The 15705-nt window shown below is 34.4% G+C and carries 19 protein-coding genes; 14 read left to right on the top strand and 5 right to left on the bottom strand.

Annotated features, from left to right (window positions below):
• The first annotated feature begins 99 nt into the window (after positions 1-99).
• Positions 100-1824: a hypothetical protein gene (locus tag M3005_RS04915; protein WP_293794238.1), complete on the top strand. Its 1725-nt coding sequence runs from the start codon at positions 100-102 to the stop codon at positions 1822-1824.
• Position 1825: 1 nt separating this feature from the next.
• Here the strand turns inward: M3005_RS04915 and M3005_RS04910 are convergent, their stop codons facing one another.
• On the bottom strand, positions 1826-2518 hold the full coding sequence (locus M3005_RS04910; RefSeq protein WP_293794237.1) for a hypothetical protein: 693 nt from the start codon (positions 2516-2518) through the stop codon (positions 1826-1828).
• A gap of 86 nt (positions 2519-2604) precedes the next feature.
• On the opposite strand from M3005_RS04910, the gene M3005_RS04905 reads away from it, so the two are divergent.
• A complete protein-coding gene (locus M3005_RS04905; protein WP_293794236.1) occupies positions 2605-2916 on the top strand; it encodes a DUF7671 family protein in 312 nt (103 codons plus the stop codon).
• 89 nt (positions 2917-3005) lie between these two features.
• Here M3005_RS04905 and M3005_RS04900 read toward each other — a convergent pair whose 3' ends face one another.
• Complete coding sequence (locus M3005_RS04900; RefSeq protein ID WP_293794235.1) at positions 3006-3239, bottom strand: P8 family protein; 234 nt, start codon at positions 3237-3239, stop codon at positions 3006-3008.
• Positions 3240-3365: 126 nt separating this feature from the next.
• On the bottom strand, positions 3366-3644 hold the full coding sequence (locus M3005_RS04895) for a hypothetical protein (protein WP_293794234.1): 279 nt from the start codon (positions 3642-3644) through the stop codon (positions 3366-3368).
• 689 nt (positions 3645-4333) lie between these two features.
• On the opposite strand from M3005_RS04895, the gene M3005_RS04890 reads away from it, so the two are divergent.
• Positions 4334-4858 carry a TetR/AcrR family transcriptional regulator gene (locus M3005_RS04890; protein WP_053950444.1) on the top strand — a complete coding sequence of 175 codons (525 nt, stop codon included), beginning with the start codon at positions 4334-4336 and terminating at the stop codon, positions 4856-4858.
• A gap of 82 nt (positions 4859-4940) precedes the next feature.
• Here M3005_RS04890 and M3005_RS04885 read toward each other — a convergent pair whose 3' ends face one another.
• On the bottom strand, positions 4941-5138 hold the full coding sequence (locus M3005_RS04885; RefSeq protein WP_034530568.1) for a cold-shock protein: 198 nt from the start codon (positions 5136-5138) through the stop codon (positions 4941-4943).
• Positions 5139-5528: 390 nt separating this feature from the next.
• On the opposite strand from M3005_RS04885, the gene M3005_RS04880 reads away from it, so the two are divergent.
• The 7 genes from M3005_RS04880 (at position 5529) to M3005_RS04850 (ending at position 12321) form a co-directional block, all read left to right on the top strand.
• Positions 5529-6548: an ABC transporter ATP-binding protein gene (locus M3005_RS04880; protein WP_293794200.1), complete on the top strand. Its 1020-nt coding sequence runs from the start codon at positions 5529-5531 to the stop codon at positions 6546-6548.
• A complete protein-coding gene (locus M3005_RS04875) occupies positions 6538-7503 on the top strand; it encodes an ATP-binding cassette domain-containing protein (protein ID WP_293794199.1) in 966 nt (321 codons plus the stop codon). The genes M3005_RS04880 and M3005_RS04875 overlap by 11 nt, the downstream gene beginning before the upstream one ends.
• A gap of 1 nt (position 7504) precedes the next feature.
• The gene (locus M3005_RS04870) at positions 7505-8464 is read left to right on the top strand and encodes an ABC transporter permease (RefSeq protein WP_293794198.1); all 960 of its coding nucleotides are present in this window, start codon (positions 7505-7507) and stop codon (positions 8462-8464) included.
• 11 nt (positions 8465-8475) lie between these two features.
• On the top strand, positions 8476-9399 hold the full coding sequence (locus tag M3005_RS04865) for an ABC transporter permease (RefSeq protein ID WP_293794196.1): 924 nt from the start codon (positions 8476-8478) through the stop codon (positions 9397-9399).
• Between the two features lie 73 nt (positions 9400-9472).
• On the top strand, positions 9473-11263 hold the full coding sequence (locus M3005_RS04860; RefSeq protein ID WP_293794194.1) for an oligopeptide ABC transporter substrate-binding protein: 1791 nt from the start codon (positions 9473-9475) through the stop codon (positions 11261-11263).
• Positions 11264-11437: 174 nt separating this feature from the next.
• A complete protein-coding gene (locus tag M3005_RS04855) occupies positions 11438-12142 on the top strand; it encodes an NAD(P)H-dependent oxidoreductase (protein WP_293794192.1) in 705 nt (234 codons plus the stop codon).
• Positions 12142-12321 (top strand): hypothetical protein, encoded by a 180-nt coding sequence (locus M3005_RS04850; RefSeq protein WP_293794191.1) that lies wholly within the window; start codon positions 12142-12144, stop codon positions 12319-12321. The genes M3005_RS04855 and M3005_RS04850 overlap by 1 nt, the downstream gene beginning before the upstream one ends.
• 33 nt (positions 12322-12354) lie before the next feature.
• Here M3005_RS04850 and thiD read toward each other — a convergent pair whose 3' ends face one another.
• Entirely contained in the window at positions 12355-13155 is an 801-nt protein-coding gene (gene thiD, locus M3005_RS04845) for a bifunctional hydroxymethylpyrimidine kinase/phosphomethylpyrimidine kinase (RefSeq protein WP_293794190.1), read from the bottom strand.
• Between the two features lie 167 nt (positions 13156-13322).
• Here thiD and M3005_RS04840 point away from each other — a divergent pair, with 167 nt between their 5' ends.
• From M3005_RS04840 to M3005_RS04825, 4 genes are all read left to right on the top strand, one after another.
• The gene (locus M3005_RS04840; protein WP_263505221.1) at positions 13323-13445 is read left to right on the top strand and encodes a hypothetical protein; all 123 of its coding nucleotides are present in this window, start codon (positions 13323-13325) and stop codon (positions 13443-13445) included.
• A gap of 54 nt (positions 13446-13499) precedes the next feature.
• The gene (locus M3005_RS04835) at positions 13500-14399 is read left to right on the top strand and encodes a ribonuclease H family protein (protein WP_293794179.1); all 900 of its coding nucleotides are present in this window, start codon (positions 13500-13502) and stop codon (positions 14397-14399) included.
• A 46-nt stretch (positions 14400-14445) separates the two neighbouring features.
• Positions 14446-15000, top strand: coding sequence for a sugar O-acetyltransferase (locus M3005_RS04830; RefSeq protein ID WP_293794241.1), 555 nt, complete (start codon positions 14446-14448; stop codon positions 14998-15000).
• Between the two features lie 223 nt (positions 15001-15223).
• Positions 15224-15705 (top strand): BCCT family transporter (locus M3005_RS04825; protein ID WP_293794240.1); only part of this gene is annotated, 482 nt, incomplete at its 3' end.

The raw sequence follows: 15705 nt of genomic DNA, 5'->3' as shown, positions 1-15705 counted from the left end.
AAGAATAAAACTACTAAGAAGCACTTTGATAGAAAAGTGCTTCTTTTTTTGTGGTAAGATATCTAATGGGGAAAAATATTTTTTAAGGAAGAAATCGCAATGCAAAAAGTATCAAAATACTGGCCATATATTACGATTTTTATAACCGCAGTATTAATCTTATTGCCACAAATTGTGACCGGTTCTTATATTTTAGGAGTCGACTCAATTTTTCATATGAATCGTTTTTACGATGCAATGATGCAATTAAAGACAGGTCATTTAAACTATTTCATTTCCATATTTGGATATCAACAATCAGGACGAATTATTAATGCGTTGTACGGACCTTTAACCGCCTACTTCAGTGGCTTTTTACTATTGATCACTGGAAGTTGGGTTAGATTCCAAATCGTAACATCATTATTAACGTTAACCGTTAGTGGTGTTACTATGTACAATCTTGCAATTAGAACTAGAATCAAGCAAATTTATGCGGTCTTTATTGGGATTGCATATATGTCATCTTATTTAATTATGGGATGGGTTGTCGGCATGCAGTTCACCGGTTGGGGAGCGGCTATACTACCATGGTTGATGGCAGCCGGCTTTGACATGATTGATAATAAAGAAATCAATGTTATCAAGTTAGCACTACCCATGACGATTATGTTGCAAACTCATTTATTGAGTAGTTTGACCGGAGCATTAGCACTAGTACCAATGTTTATCGCCGGAATGATGCATAATCCTAACCGCAAACAGATGTTAAAGAACGCTGTTTTCGCTGTTTTAATAACACTCGGTTTAACTGCTAACGTATGGTATGGAATGTTCCAAATTTCATTTACCAACCATGCATTAGGAGTGGCGCCACAATTGAATATGTACGAAGACTCAATTGCCTTCTTCGGTAACAACGTCTTTGTATTACCACCAATTTATTCCATCGGGTTTATTATCGTTGCCGGTTATTTCATTTATCATTTCAAAAAATTATCGACTGACAGAAGGGTTATTTTTATCACGGGGATGTTATTCCTTTGGATCTCATCAGTATGGTTCCCATGGGGACCACTAGATAAGCAATTCCCAAGTATTTCTTATTTAATTCAAATGCCACGAAGATTCGTTGTCATCGCATTTGTTTTATTATTAATTTGTTTTGGGATTATGATTAATGATAGTTTCAAAAAAGAAATGCTAAATACGATTAAGGTATACTGCCTAATGGTAATTACTTTTATTATGATTTTAAGTGCTGGGATGACTGTCCAAGGTGGGGCAAAAGACTTCTTCTCACCACAAGTTGTTCAAAATACCTATAATCTAAAATATCAAATAAACAATACTAATTTAATCCGAAAGAGCTTAACCATCAATAATCCAGGAGAAGTGCTAAAGATGTTGACTAAAGCTACTCCTGATTACTTACCGGTTCAATATAAGATGACCGCATATAATTACTTTGATTATCATCCATATGGTAATTATGGCGATCAAGTCATTAATTACTCTGGAAACGTTAAAAAGATTGTTAAATCAAATGGCCATTTGGAATTGATTTGGCATAATACTTCTGATGATACTAAAGCAACTCAATTACCGGTTGTTAAGTATAGTGATACTAAATTAATTCTTAATGGAAATCATTTAGGTAAGGTAAAGCAAACACAAATCGGGAGTGTGATTGTGAATGCCAAACCTGGTAAAAACAAGTTAGAAATTTACTATCAACCAACCATGATGCTTAGAATCATGCTATGGATAACCATTGTTAGTTGGGTATTATTAATTTTCTATTTTGTATACAAAATAGTAAAAATAAAAAAGAGTAGCAAATAAGCTACTCTTTTTTATTTTGGATTTGATCATTAATATTTGGATTGTGTTTTAAACTTGGAAAGACAAATTTATCAGCGTTTTGAATTAAGATACCGTTGAAGATAATGGAAAAGATGGTTCCAATACCGACTGAATAGATTTGGTGTAAGAAGATAGAACAGATTAAGATGATTACAATGGGTGGGGTAAAATCAAGTAATTGAGATTTAACAGCGCTACCTTTTAGGTAATCAAATCTTAAAATGTTGGTGGTATCATCATTAGGGTGCATAAAGATGTTTGCACGTTGGTACAATGAGATGGCTGTACAGAAGAAGCACACACCTATTAAAGCCATTGGAATTCTGAAGAATAGTGATAAATTATTCCAACCTAGTGATTCAAAAAAATCGGTAAAAATTTGAATGAATGAACTAAAGAATGAAATGAAGATGATTTCTTCAATGAATCTTAATACGTCAATGTGTTTAATTAGGATTTGGTTAGTTAGTGCATTGATAATTCCAAAAATAAAAATCATAATTCCGACATCAATTCCAATTAATTGATGAATATTAACGGAAGCAGCAGTCCAGATACCTGAACCGCATCCGGAAACGATTGTAAGGGCGTTTCCTAATGAATTAAGCACTAGTCCAAAAACTAGCGCAATAATTCTAGTTTTCAGTGAATTAGCAGATTTAATAAATAACATCTCCTCGGTTGTTTCTATATCCATCATATCATATAAGTATTTATAAAAATGGAAAATATGATAAAGTAATATAGAAGGAGTCAGATATGAAAGATAAATATGAAGTGACTAGATATATTGGGGTTCCGGTTGATACAGATCAATCAGGAAATTACATAATAAAAAAAGATGAAAATGGTGAATTTAAACTTCACGACTGGCGAACAGGAAAACACACTAAGGGTAAGTTTAAAAAGATTGGTCAATTGTTTCTAACTGAGAATAACTTGTTAGTAGCTGTGATCAAAACAGAACCAGTTAAATTTAATAATCGTCATCAATATACACCACTACAAAGATTTACCAGTGAGAGTTTAAGTGATGAACAAGTATTAGAAGCTAAAAAAAGACTTGATTAAACATCAAGTCTTTTTTGTGGCGTTGTTATAACTAGTTGAGCTTAGATTATAAGTAAGTTTAGCGTGGTTAAGCGTCTAAATATATGGAATTATTTTTTGAGTAATTCTTCTGCATGTTGAGCAACTTCTTCATTGCTCATGTCTAGATAAGGATGCATCTTAGCTTCGGTAGCCATAGTATCCTTTCCATCATGTTCCATATAGTAATTCCATATGGCATCACGAACGGGTGTTGCATCAGTTGACCAAGTGAATTGCTTGTTCATTGGTGTATCTAATACTCTTTCTCTTTCGTCAACCTTTTGTTCTGCAGTCATTGTCATAATGAATTCCTCCTTATATTTAAAGCTCAACTACATTCTAGTTCTTATTCTTTTATTTGTTAATAGTTATGCTCGAATTTTTAACCCTTCTTTTCTTGTAGGGTTTCTTAAGGAGTACATAGATCTTTATTTGAAAAGAACTACAAAGACAGTTAAAGCGATAGGTGCCAAAATACATGTAATGATTAACTTATTAAGTTCTTTATTAATTTTTACACTATCTCCATCAGATGCACCTCTTTTGAACTTATAAAATCTAGATAGTGCACCAGATAGAAAGATAACACATATAAAGAATAGTGATTTTTGGGAATAGGGGTCTGCAAACCAAAGGAAAGCTGACATATAAATAAAAGATACAAATTGAATTACAAGAACAAGGTTATTCTTTTTGATAATGTTCATAATATGCCCCTTTATCTAATTAGCCATTAAAATAAAAAACAAACATTTGTAGATTAACTTTATTTTTAATGAGTTATATTTATCGCTTATGATTAGTTCTGCATCAAAATCTTATCAGTTTAGTACAGAATACATTAACATAATTACTCCTATTAATATAACTATAGAAGTACCATTTTCTAAATTTATAGTTTTGTTTTTTATAAAAGACAATACAATCGATGTTATTAGAATTATACTTACAACTATGTATCCAATCATACTCAGTCTAGTATTATCAGTGAATAATAGTATCAAGATTACTATATATATATAAATATCGCTAAATTTGTTGTGTTTTAATTTCATTAAAAAACCTCCTAATAAAAATTATGATTTAATTATACTGCACTTATAAGAAAATGAAAATGCGTTAGAAAAACAACTTTTTATTTAACAATAAATTAAATTATATTCACGTTAAAATTAAGAAGGATAAAATCGTAAAAATAGGAATTATTGATTATGACTATTAACTTTTCAAAGGTGATATATCATTATTGAATGAGGTGATTATCTCATTTGTTTGTTGATAGTATTTTATTGCAGGTGTGTTCCTAATATATTTAAGAGTGGTAAAGTTGACTTAACTTGCATTTCAGGTCAATTTCGTTTATATTCATAACTATACTGAAGTGAGGCATAAGTTTATGAGAGATAAATTTGCGACAAAAAATAAAATTGTTAATGGAATGTTCGAACTATTAAAAACAACACCATTCGATGAAATTAATGTGAAAGATATCTGTGCTCAAGCTGATGTTTCACGAATGACGTATTATCGAAATTTCCACAATAAGAAAGACATCATCATTTATCGTTTTGATAGTTCTTTCACTACTTTCATACAAAGATTAGCATCTAGTCATTCTCATAATTTAAATGATATTGCGACGATCTTTTTTGAACTAGTAAAAGAAGATCAAGATATGATGGAAATGATCATGAAAAATGACTTATCCATGATTCTATTAGAACGACTAAAATACTACATTTCTGATTTAATTGATGAAAATGTTTTAGAAACTCGTGAAGAGTCTTCTAAGATGTTAGTTTCATTAATTGCAGGGGGACTAACTGAAATTATTATTACTTGGACTGAAGATGGGATGAAAGAACCAATTCAATCACTTGTAATCTTTGTTTCTAAGTACATGCACTTTAAAATTAATTAATAATATTAAAAAAAGAGCTATCAGATTTAATCTGATAGCTCTTTTTTGATCTCTTAAACTAAAAGTTTACTAGAAGTTATCCTTAAGCAGGAGTAACGTTAGCAGCTTGTGGTCCACGGTCGCCGTCTTCAACGTCTAGTGTAACCTTTTCGCCTTCTTCTAGAGTCTTGAAACCTTCTTTGTTGATAGCTGAGAAGTGAACGAATACGTCACCGTCTTCAGTAGTGATAAAACCGTAACCTTTATCAGCGTTGAACCATTTAACAGTACCTTGTTTCATAATATGAAACCTCCTTGCACATATCGTGCGTATTAAAATCTAATGTATCATAAAGCCTGAATCAAGGAAGTTATTTCATATGAATATAAAACAAGTGAACCTAAGAATCGAAACTATGTAACACATTGATAATAATATACCCGATATTGGTCCTTATGTCAACTGATGAAAAAATAATAATAAAATCAAAATATAAAATGATAGAAATCTCATTTTTAGATAAATAGTTCATTCTAAAATGTGAATCTTTTTCGCCTTTAAAATGCTTATAAAACAAAGATTGTAGTAAAAAGTAATGAAAATATTAATAAAATTTTAAATATTACCTTGACTATTATTAGAAAATGATTAGAATTGAAAACAATCAATAAGAAATTGGGGGAAACGAATATGGACGCATTAAGGTCTTCATTGCTAAAGATTGAAAATTTAAATACATATTTCAAAATTGGCACAAACTTTTACTCAGCGATCAGAAACGTTGACTTAAACGTCAACCGAGATGAAATCCTAGCTGTCGTTGGTGAATCTGGATGTGGTAAATCAACATTAGCCCAAACGGTAATGGGATTATTAAACCCCAAAGATTCAAAAGTTTCTGGAACTGCCGATTTTGAGGGGACAGATTTAATCAACTTAAAAGAAGCTGAATTAAACAAGTTCCGTGGATTAAAGATTGGAATGATTTTCCAAGATCCATTATCTGCCTTAGATCCATTAAAGCGTATCGGTGAACAAGTTGCTGAAACGCTCGTATATCATACAAATGACAATGCTGACAAACGAAAAAAACGAGTTATCTCATTATTAGATCAAGTTGGAATTCATAATCCGGAATTAATTTTCCATGAATTTCCTCATCAATTATCTGGTGGAATGCGACAAAGAGTTGTGATTGCGATGGCAATTGCATGTGAACCAGACTTAATTATTGCTGACGAACCAACCACTGCGTTGGATGTTACTATCCAAGCTCAAATCTTGGACTTATTAAAAGACATTCAAATTAGAAATCATTGTGGAATTGTTTTAATTACTCATGATTTAGGAGTTGTTGCTGAAACAGCTGATCGAGTCGCGGTTATGTATGCTGGTCAAATTGTTGAATTAGGAACTTCCAAACAAGTTTTTAATACTCCAAAGCATCCATATACACGTTCACTATTACGCGCGATGCCACAAAAGAGTAACCATGGTGACGATCTTTATGTCATTCAAGGAAGTGTTCCTTCATTAGTAAAAATGCCGGATCATGGTGATTTATTTGCCCCACGTATTCCATGGGTTAAGGATGAAGAACACGAAGAAAATCCTGCAATGCATGAAGTAGAAGACGGACACTTTGTTCGTTGTACTTGCTACCAAAATTTCCAATTCCCAGATGAAGGAGGACAAACTTATGGCGAATGAGAAACCAGTTATCTTGGAAGTTAAGAACTTAAAAGTTCACTTTCCAATTCGCGGTGGTTTTTGGAACCGCATTGTTGATAATGTAAAAGCTGTTGATGGAGTTTCATTAAAAATTCATCGTGGTGATACATACGGATTAATCGGAGAATCAGGTTCTGGTAAATCAACCACCGGTAAGGTAGTTGTTGGTTTGCAAGAAGCGACTTCAGGTAAGATGCTCTATCAAGGTCTAGATGTTACTGACAAAAAGACTAGAAAGAAGATTAATTACAACCGAGAAATTCAAATGATTTTCCAAGATCCAGAATTAAGTTTAAATCCTGAAAAACGCATTTACGATATTATCGCTGAACCACTTAGAAACTTTGAAAAGTTATCTAAAGAAAAAGAAAAGATGCGCGTGATTAACTTGTTAGACATCGTTGGATTAGGTCCAGATTCTTTATACAAGTACCCACATCAATTCTCTGGTGGTCAACGTCAAAGAATTGGGGTTGCAAGAGCCGTAGCAACTAATCCTAAGTTAATTGTTGCTGATGAACCGGTATCTGCTTTGGATTTATCAGTTCAAGCACAAGTCTTAAACTTTATGAAGAAAATTCAAAAAGAATTTAACATTTCATACTTATTCATCTCCCATGACTTGGGAGTTGTTCAACATATGTGTAATCATATTGCGATCATGAATCGAGGTCGAATCGTTGAAGTGGGGACTAAAGATGATATTTACAATCATCCACTACATATTTATACGAAGAGATTATTAGCTTCAATTCCTGAAGCTGACGTTAACAACAGAGAAGCGCATAGACAAAATAGAATCGAAGTCGAAAAGTTCTTCGAAGAAAACAAGAAAGATTACTATGATGAAAATGGAGCACCGCTTCCTTTGATTCAAGTTTCAGAAACGCACTTAGCAGCTGTTCCTGAAAGTGCAGTAAAGGGGGACGATTAATATGTGGAAAACAATTTTACGAAGAGTCTTAATTATGATTCCAGAATTAATCATCTTAAGTGTTTTGGTTTTCATCCTATCAAAACAATTACCAGGTGATCCATTTACTGGATCAATCAATCCTAAGTCATCACCAGGTCAATTACATCATTTGATGGAAATTAATGGGCTATACGACCCATGGTATCAACAATATTGGAACTGGGTAATTCATTTATTCCACGGTGATTTAGGTAACAGTTATGAATACCAAGAACCAGTTAGTGCCATCATTGCTTCAAGAGCGATTAACACATTCTGGTTATCACTAGTAACGATGATTATGACATACGTAATTGGTATTCCTTTAGGACTATACGCTGGTCGTCACGAAGGAAAGTTACAAGATACTTTAGTTCGTATTTACTCATACGTAACTATGTCGGTTCCTTTCTTCGTTGTCTTGGTCTTAGGTTGTTGGATTTTTGGATACGATTTAAGTTTATTCCCAACGGCAGGTTCCGTTTCGCCACAGGCGAGTGGATTCTTTGGGGTCTTCTTCTCTCGAATCTATCACATGATTTTACCAGCAACTCTTGGAGCGTTATTTGCTACCTCAGGGATTACTCAATACTTACGTTCAGGTGTTATTGATGCAAGAAACTCTAACTATGTAAAAACTGCTCAAGCTAAAGGGGTTTCAATGGACAATATCTATCAACACCATATTTTAAGAAATGCCTTACTACCAATCGCGGCTTTCGCCGGATACTCAATCACTGGTTTATTAGGTGGATCATTGTTCACTGAACAAATCTTCTCATATCCAGGGATGGGACTATTATTCTTAAACGCTGTTAACTTTAGAGATTATACGGTTATGACCGCCTTAGTATTGTTATACGGATTATTAAGTTTATTAGGAACTTTATTATCTGATATCGCACTAAGTGTTATTGATCCAAGAATTAGAGTGGAATAGGAGGGGTAATAATGAACGAAACAGACGCTACTTTAGAAAGATTAGAAAAAGAAGCCAAAGAAAATTCAGCACCATCATCACTACGTTTGATGTTTAACGAATTTAAGGCTGATAAGATGGCAATGATTTCATTAATCGCAATTATTGCCTTCATCCTATATGTTGTTATTGCTTCTATGTTTATCAATGTTGGTAAAGAAATGGAAACAAATATCATGGGTTATTTTGCTAAACCATTCACCCCTGGATACTTTCTAGGAGGGGATGCTGGAGGTCGATCAATTGCCAGTCAAATTATCGTAGGGTCTCGAAACTCTATCTTAATTGCCATTGGACTAACGATTATCTCATCTACCTTTGGTGTATGTTACGGATTATTCTCAGGATATTTTGGTGGAATCGCTGATTTATCAATGCAAAGAGTTTACGATTTCATGATGATTATTCCAGCTTTTATGATCATTATTGAAATCGTTAACATCATTCCATCATACAACGCAATTACATTAACACTTATCCTTTCACTATTTTACTGGATGGGAACTTCTCGTTTAATTCGTGCCCAAACATTATCTGAAGTGAACAAGGATTACGTATCAGCTTCAAAAGCTTCCGGAACTGGTACTTTAAAAATTATTTTCAAGCAAATTATGCCAAACTTATCATCATTAATCGTGGTTGATACTACCATCTCATTTGCTGAAAATATCGGGGTTGAAACAGGTCTATCATACTTAGGTTTTGGCCTTCCAAACGGAACCCCATCACTTGGTACATTGATTGCCAATGCCAATGATGCTGATAACATCACTACTTACTGGTGGACTTGGCTACCTGCAACAATTGAAATTATCGTTTTATGTTTAGCTATCAGTTACGTTGGAGCTGCCTTAAGACGTGCTACTAATTCAACACAACGTCGTAGCGAAGATTAATCAAAGTTTGCACTTTAAGGAGGTGAGTTTTGATTAAGTATTAAGTTTTATTTATAAAATGGAGGGATCTTATATGAAAGTGTATAAAAAATGGGTCGTTGCTGGACTAACAATGTTTTCAGCACTTGCCCTAGCCGCGTGTTCAAACAGCGGAGATAATTCAGAAGTTAAATCTGGATTTAAACCATCTGCTAAGCTAGCAGAATACTATGATAATACAAGTTCAACTACATACAACAATGGTACATTGAAGGTAGCTGAATTCAATAGTGCACCATTCGCTGGTATTACTTCACCAACATTACAAGCTAATGCTGAAGATGGTGACGTATACTCACCAGGTTCAGTGGGATTATTCAATACTGATGCTAACAACCGTATTATTGACGGTGGTTTAGCTAACCTTAAATTGGATAAGAAAGCTATGACAGCTACTATTACCATTAACCCTAAGGCTAAGTGGTCAAACGGTGCTAAAGTTACTGCCAAAGACGTTGAATATCCATACGAAATCATCGCCGCACCTGACACCACTTCACAACAATACTCAGACGATATGACAGCTATTAAAGGTATGGCAGAATTTCATGCTGGTAAAGCTAAGACTATCTCAGGTATTACAATGCCTAAGGGTGAAAGTGGAAACGAAGTTGTTATCCACTTCAGTAGTTTCGCACCAGCTTTACAATTTGGTGGAAACTCAATCATGTGGTCAGGAGTTGAACCATACGAATACTTCAAGGGTGTTCCAATTTCAAAACTTGCTGCATCAAAACAAGTTCGTAAAGACCCAATCTTCGCTGGTCCTTACAAACTAGCTAAGCAAGTTACTGGTGAATCAACTTCATGGGTTCCTAACAAGTACTACTACGGTAAGAAAGCTAAGATCCAACACATCACTATCCAAGTTGTTAGTGAAAACAACTTCACTAGTGCTCTAAAAGCAAAACAATATGACTTTGCTATTAGTGGTGGTATCTCAACTGAATACCCACAAGTAAAACAACTTAAAGATTACAAGGTTGTTGGTACTATGGGTACAAGTTTCAGTTACCTAGCATTTGACTTAGGTCACTATGACACTAAGAAACAAGTTAATGTTATGGACAAGAGCTCAAAAATGTACAACCCTAACTTGAGAAAAGCTATGATGTACGCACTAGATATTGGTGCTTTGAGAAAGAAATTTAACAATGGTTTGGCTTGGTACCCTAACTCATTAATTTCTCCATACTACAAGACTTACTACAACGCTAAATCTCCTCGTTACACTCTAGACATCAAGAAAGCTGAAAAACTACTTGATGACGCAGGTTACAAGAAGAAAGGTAAGTACAGAGTTCAACCAAACGGTAAACCTCTTAAGATTTACTTCGGTGCTATGACAAGTACACCAGCTAACGAAGCTCAATACAACTACTACCTACAACAATGGCGTAAGATCGGTCTAGATGTTGAATTTGCTGGCGGTCGTCCAATGGAAATGAACAAGTTCTACTCAATCCTAGAACAACCAAAACAAACTCAAATGGATGTCTTTGCCGGTGCATTCGGTGTTAACTCAGAACCAACACCAACTGGTATCTTCGGTGCTGGTGCAGCCTTCAATATGGCTCACTTTGTTACTGATAAGAACACTGAACTTCTATCAAACATGAACAATGCTAAAGCATGGGATGATAAGTACAGACAAAAACAATTCAAGGAATGGCAAACATACATGCAAGAACAAGCTGCATACATTCCAACTTCAATGTCTCTATCATGGACTCCTGTTAACACTCGTGTTAAAGGTTACGATGCAAGACCAACTGCTACAGAATTCTGGAGCAGCCTACAACTTACTGCTAAGAACCCAGAATAAGATTCTTAGACAAAGTTTTCATAGTTTGACCTTGTAATTCAGGTACCCCCAATACCTGGGTTACAAGGAGATTTATCCTCGCAAAAAGACACCATTACGAATAATTCGTAATGGTGTCTTTTTTGTCTAAAATCATTTAAAATAATGATATTAAAATAAAAAGGGGAGCAGATTATGAAAACATTGGTATTAGTTTCACATCCAGAATATGATAATTCGATGACTGAAGCATTTTTAAAGCAATGTCAATCGAATATTGATTCCGTCGATTGGGTTGTATTAGATCAAATTCAAAATCAATTTACGTTTGATAAAGATGTGGAACAAAATAGATTAAAAAATTACGACCGAATTCTATTTCAATTCCCAATGTATTGGTACAGTGCTCCCGCTTTAATGAAGAAGTATCAAGATGATGTTTTTACTAGAAATTTTATTTACGCTGATGAACAAGGCTGGTTAAATGGAAAAGAATTTGGTGTTGTGATGACCTTAGGTGATCCGCTAAAAGATTATCAAGTTGGTGGTAGCGAAGGTTTTAGCATTTCTGAATTATTAAAGCCATATCAAGCAATCGCGCAAAAGGCAAAGATGCATTTTTTAAAACCGTTTGTGATTGAACAGTTCGCATACATGACGGATATTCAAAAAGAAAAATTGTTAGTAGATTATTGTAATTATTTAACTAATGATAATTTTGATAGTTTTGCTAGTAAACAATCATGGTACGTGGACCAACTAACAGCTCTAAAAGAAACTTTATCTTCTAATAAGCAAGCCAAAATGGCAGTTCTAATCGATTATATTCAAGGAAACATTGATCAATTAGATGAATTGAAATGGGAAATCGAATTAATTAAAAAGGAAGACGATGGATAATGAACGAAGATAATTCATGGTTAGACCAACAATTAGATGAATTGAAAAAAGATGAGACCAGTTTTAAATTGATTGCATTTTTAAATCAAAGTAAAACTATCGTGGAGGAACAACAAAAAAGACTCCAACAAGCCCAAGACGAATTAGATGGGCGTATGTGGAGTCCTGATAAATGGTAGAGAAAAGGCTCGCAAATTTGCGAGCCTTTTTTATTACTTAGCCCAGTGGTTAATTGGACCAAATTTATGGGCAACTTCAATTTCATTTTTGATTGCTTTATCAACGTAATCATCGGCGATACGAATAGCATCTTCGATGGATGTGCCTTTAGCAATTTCAGCAGTAATGGCTGCAGATAGGGAATCACCTGTCCCATTTTTATGTTCAGTATGGTAGTAAGGTCCTTCAATCCAGAAGTCTTTACCAGATTCTAGAAGAACGTAATCTTTTACAACGTCTGTTTCGCCAGCAACGTGTTTACCTTTAATGATGACATTTTTAGCTCCTAAGGCACGAAGACGCTTAGCGGCTTCGATTGTGTCATCATCACTGTTGATTTCCATGTCGGCGAGTTTTTGCGCTTCATAGAAGTTAGGGGTTAAGACAGTTGCTAACGGAATTAATTCCGTTTTTAAAGTATCATAGGCGGCTTGTTCTAATAACATGTTACCGTGTTTAGTCATGATTACAGGATCTACTACTAGTGGACCAAAATCATATTGCTTATAATTTTTGACCACAGTATTGATTAATTCGGCATCGGCTAACATTCCAGTTTTAGAAGCAAGGATTTTAAAGTCCTCAGCTAAGTCCTTAAATTCATTATCAATAAATGAAACAGGCATTGAAACACTATCGTGAATACCAAAGGAGTTACCTGCGACGCATGCAGTAATTACTGATGCTCCGTATGTATGGTGCATGAAAAATGTATGTAAATCGGCTTGCATACCAGCACTACCATCACTATCTGAACCTGCAATAGTTAGTACTTGGGGAAAATCATTAGTCATTATGGCCACCTCTTAATATGAAATTGTAAGTAATTTTAACACAAACTTGTCATTTGTAAACAATATAGATATAATAATGAGTGAAGAATTCTAATTTGCGTTAAGTACCATATTTATATTATAATGGTACTAATTAATTTATTGATATAGAGAGGGGTTGTCATCCAATGAGAATTTGTCATCCAAATGGTGTTCAAGGACGTCGTCCAATCAACAACAACAAACGTAACAAAAAACAAAAAGAAATTGCTGACTTACAAAAATTCCTAAAGTCAAAGCCTGCTAAATAATTCTTTTAGACTCAGTTTACTGGGTCTTTTTTTGTACATAAAGGGGTAATAATTATGGCAAATAAATTTTATGCGGTCAAAAAAGGTAAGAAACCAGGTATTTATAACACATGGCCAGATTGTCAAAAACAAGTTAATGGTTTTCCCGGTGCTGAATATAAAAGTTTTAAAACTAAAAACGAAGCGCTTATTTATATGGGTGAAAAAACCACATCAACTAGTCGAACCACTGCTTCATCTAACGCAATTCAATTATTTTCCGATGGTGGATCTAGAAATCACGGCAACAAATTAGGCCAGCACGTGAAAAAAGATGATAAGGCTGCTTGGGCATATTTGATTATTAATCATGGCCAAAAAGATTTTGATTCAGCTGGTGAACTAGGTGCTACCAACAACAAAATGGAAGTACTAGGGTTAGTTAACGGACTTAAAAAGTTAATTCAAACCGGTTGCCAAGATCAAGCCATCGATGTCATTTTAGATTCTAAATATGTATTAGATGCGGTTACTAAGGGATGGCTAACCTCATGGAAACGCCGTGGTTGGAAGAAAAGTGACGGTACCGTAATTAAAAATTTGGCTGAATTTAAAGAATTGGATCAATTGTTGCCTCAATTTAGTAGATTATCTTTCAGTTGGACTAAGGGGCATGCTACCAATGATGGTAACAACTTCGTTGATCAATTATTGAACCAAACCATGGATAAAATGGAAGGTAAAACACCAGTGAGTCCAGTTAAAGAAAATCCGGTCACAATCACTTATACTGAGCCTGATTATCAACCAAAGAAAAAAGTGCAACCAGTTGAACGTAAAGAAAAACCACAACCAGTTGCAGAAACTAAATCAGATAATTCAACCAAGGAAACGGTTTCTGAGTATATCGACCCAGATAAATCTGTTTCTGACATTGAAAAGAGCTTACGTGACTTAGGTTTCTTTGATAAATAAAATCATATGTTACAATAAAATATGAATAATTAACGAAAGCTGGCAAATTATGAAAACTGAACGTGAAAAAATGACTGCAGGAGAACCTTATCAACAATATGACGAAGAACTACAACAACGTCGTCGTGAGATAAGAAAAGAACTGAACAGTATTAATTCACTAGATGATAACCAAGAACAAAATCGTCGATTATCTCAATTGTTTGGTGATGCGGGTAAAAATTTATGGATCGAAACGGGTGTCCAATTTGATTATGGTTACAACATTCATGTTGGGGATGATTTTTACGCCAATTATCATTTAACTCTATTGGATACATGTCCGATTACGATTGGTAATCACTGTTACTTTGGCCCAGATGTGGGACTTTATACGCCAGTTCATCCCATTGACCCGAAAGAACGCCTTGCTGATGTTGAACTAGGTAAACCAATCACAGTCGGTGATAACTGCTGGTTTGGTGGCCACGTGACCATCCTACCTGGGGTTACATTAGGTAATAACGTTGTTGTTGGTGCTGGATCGGTTGTAACGAAATCATTCGGTGATAACGTTGTGTTAGTTGGCAATCCCGCAAGAGTAATTAAAAATGTTGAATAATTAGGTTGTATATTCCCGGTAAAACGGTATTTTACATAAATAGTTATTTGTGTATAATATAAATGAAATACAAAATAATTCGAATTGAATTTGTATAACTAAAAAAGAGCTGTGCAGATAGTCATTCGTTATATACGAATCACTTTTATGTGCGGCTTTTTGTGTTTAATCTAAGAGGAGGATTATTATTTTTAAAAGTAAAAATATCGACAAGCTCGTCTTTATTCCTACTGTTGTTTTATTCATTTGTGTATCTGTCTTTTTGATAATTGGTGGATCATCACTACAAGGATTTCTCAATCAAATATTGAACTGGGTTACCAGCAATATGGGTTGGGGATACATGTGGATTTATATCATCAATTTTTTGTTTTTTGTATATTTGATGTTATCAAAGTATGGCAATATTCGTCTGGGAGAACCAGATGATAAGCCGGTGTATAAGAACTTTCAATGGGGCTCAATGGTCTTTGCGACCGCAATTGATGCCAGCATCTTAATGCTTAGCATGGTCGACCCATTGATGTATGTTCAACATCCGGAAGGCTCCGTCAAACCATATTCTGCGACTGCATACAATTTAGCGCATATGTATGGTCAATATGACTGGGGGCCAATGGCATGGTTGATGTTCGCTGCACCCACGATTGCTATTGGTTATATGATGTATAACAAGAAACGCAAAATTCAGTCACTAAGTGATGC

Origin of the sequence: Apilactobacillus sp., assembly GCF_025290035.1 — a bacterium.
GTDB lineage: Bacteria > Bacillota > Bacilli > Lactobacillales > Lactobacillaceae > Apilactobacillus.
This window is presented reverse-complemented; position numbering and strand designations above follow the sequence as displayed.

Excerpts from the sequence above, each read along its gene's own strand:
- M3005_RS04915 (WP_293794238.1), top strand. The coding sequence starts at position 100 with ATGCAAAAAGTATCAAAATACTGGCCATATATTACGATTTTTATAACC.
- M3005_RS04910 (WP_293794237.1), bottom strand. The coding sequence starts at position 2,518 with ATGTTATTTATTAAATCTGCTAATTCACTGAAAACTAGAATTATTGCG.
- M3005_RS04905 (WP_293794236.1), top strand. The coding sequence starts at position 2,605 with ATGAAAGATAAATATGAAGTGACTAGATATATTGGGGTTCCGGTTGAT.
- M3005_RS04900 (WP_293794235.1), bottom strand. The coding sequence starts at position 3,239 with ATGACAATGACTGCAGAACAAAAGGTTGACGAAAGAGAAAGAGTATTA.
- M3005_RS04895 (WP_293794234.1), bottom strand. The coding sequence starts at position 3,644 with ATGAACATTATCAAAAAGAATAACCTTGTTCTTGTAATTCAATTTGTA.
- M3005_RS04890 (WP_053950444.1), top strand. The coding sequence starts at position 4,334 with ATGAGAGATAAATTTGCGACAAAAAATAAAATTGTTAATGGAATGTTC.
- M3005_RS04885 (WP_034530568.1), bottom strand. The coding sequence starts at position 5,138 with ATGAAACAAGGTACTGTTAAATGGTTCAACGCTGATAAAGGTTACGGT.
- M3005_RS04880 (WP_293794200.1), top strand. The coding sequence starts at position 5,529 with ATGGACGCATTAAGGTCTTCATTGCTAAAGATTGAAAATTTAAATACA.
- M3005_RS04875 (WP_293794199.1), top strand. The coding sequence starts at position 6,538 with ATGGCGAATGAGAAACCAGTTATCTTGGAAGTTAAGAACTTAAAAGTT.
- M3005_RS04870 (WP_293794198.1), top strand. The coding sequence starts at position 7,505 with ATGTGGAAAACAATTTTACGAAGAGTCTTAATTATGATTCCAGAATTA.
- M3005_RS04865 (WP_293794196.1), top strand. The coding sequence starts at position 8,476 with ATGAACGAAACAGACGCTACTTTAGAAAGATTAGAAAAAGAAGCCAAA.
- M3005_RS04860 (WP_293794194.1), top strand. The coding sequence starts at position 9,473 with ATGAAAGTGTATAAAAAATGGGTCGTTGCTGGACTAACAATGTTTTCA.
- M3005_RS04855 (WP_293794192.1), top strand. The coding sequence starts at position 11,438 with ATGAAAACATTGGTATTAGTTTCACATCCAGAATATGATAATTCGATG.
- M3005_RS04850 (WP_293794191.1), top strand. The coding sequence starts at position 12,142 with ATGAACGAAGATAATTCATGGTTAGACCAACAATTAGATGAATTGAAA.
- thiD (WP_293794190.1), bottom strand. The coding sequence starts at position 13,155 with ATGACTAATGATTTTCCCCAAGTACTAACTATTGCAGGTTCAGATAGT.
- M3005_RS04840 (WP_263505221.1), top strand. The coding sequence starts at position 13,323 with ATGAGAATTTGTCATCCAAATGGTGTTCAAGGACGTCGTCCAATCAAC.
- M3005_RS04835 (WP_293794179.1), top strand. The coding sequence starts at position 13,500 with ATGGCAAATAAATTTTATGCGGTCAAAAAAGGTAAGAAACCAGGTATT.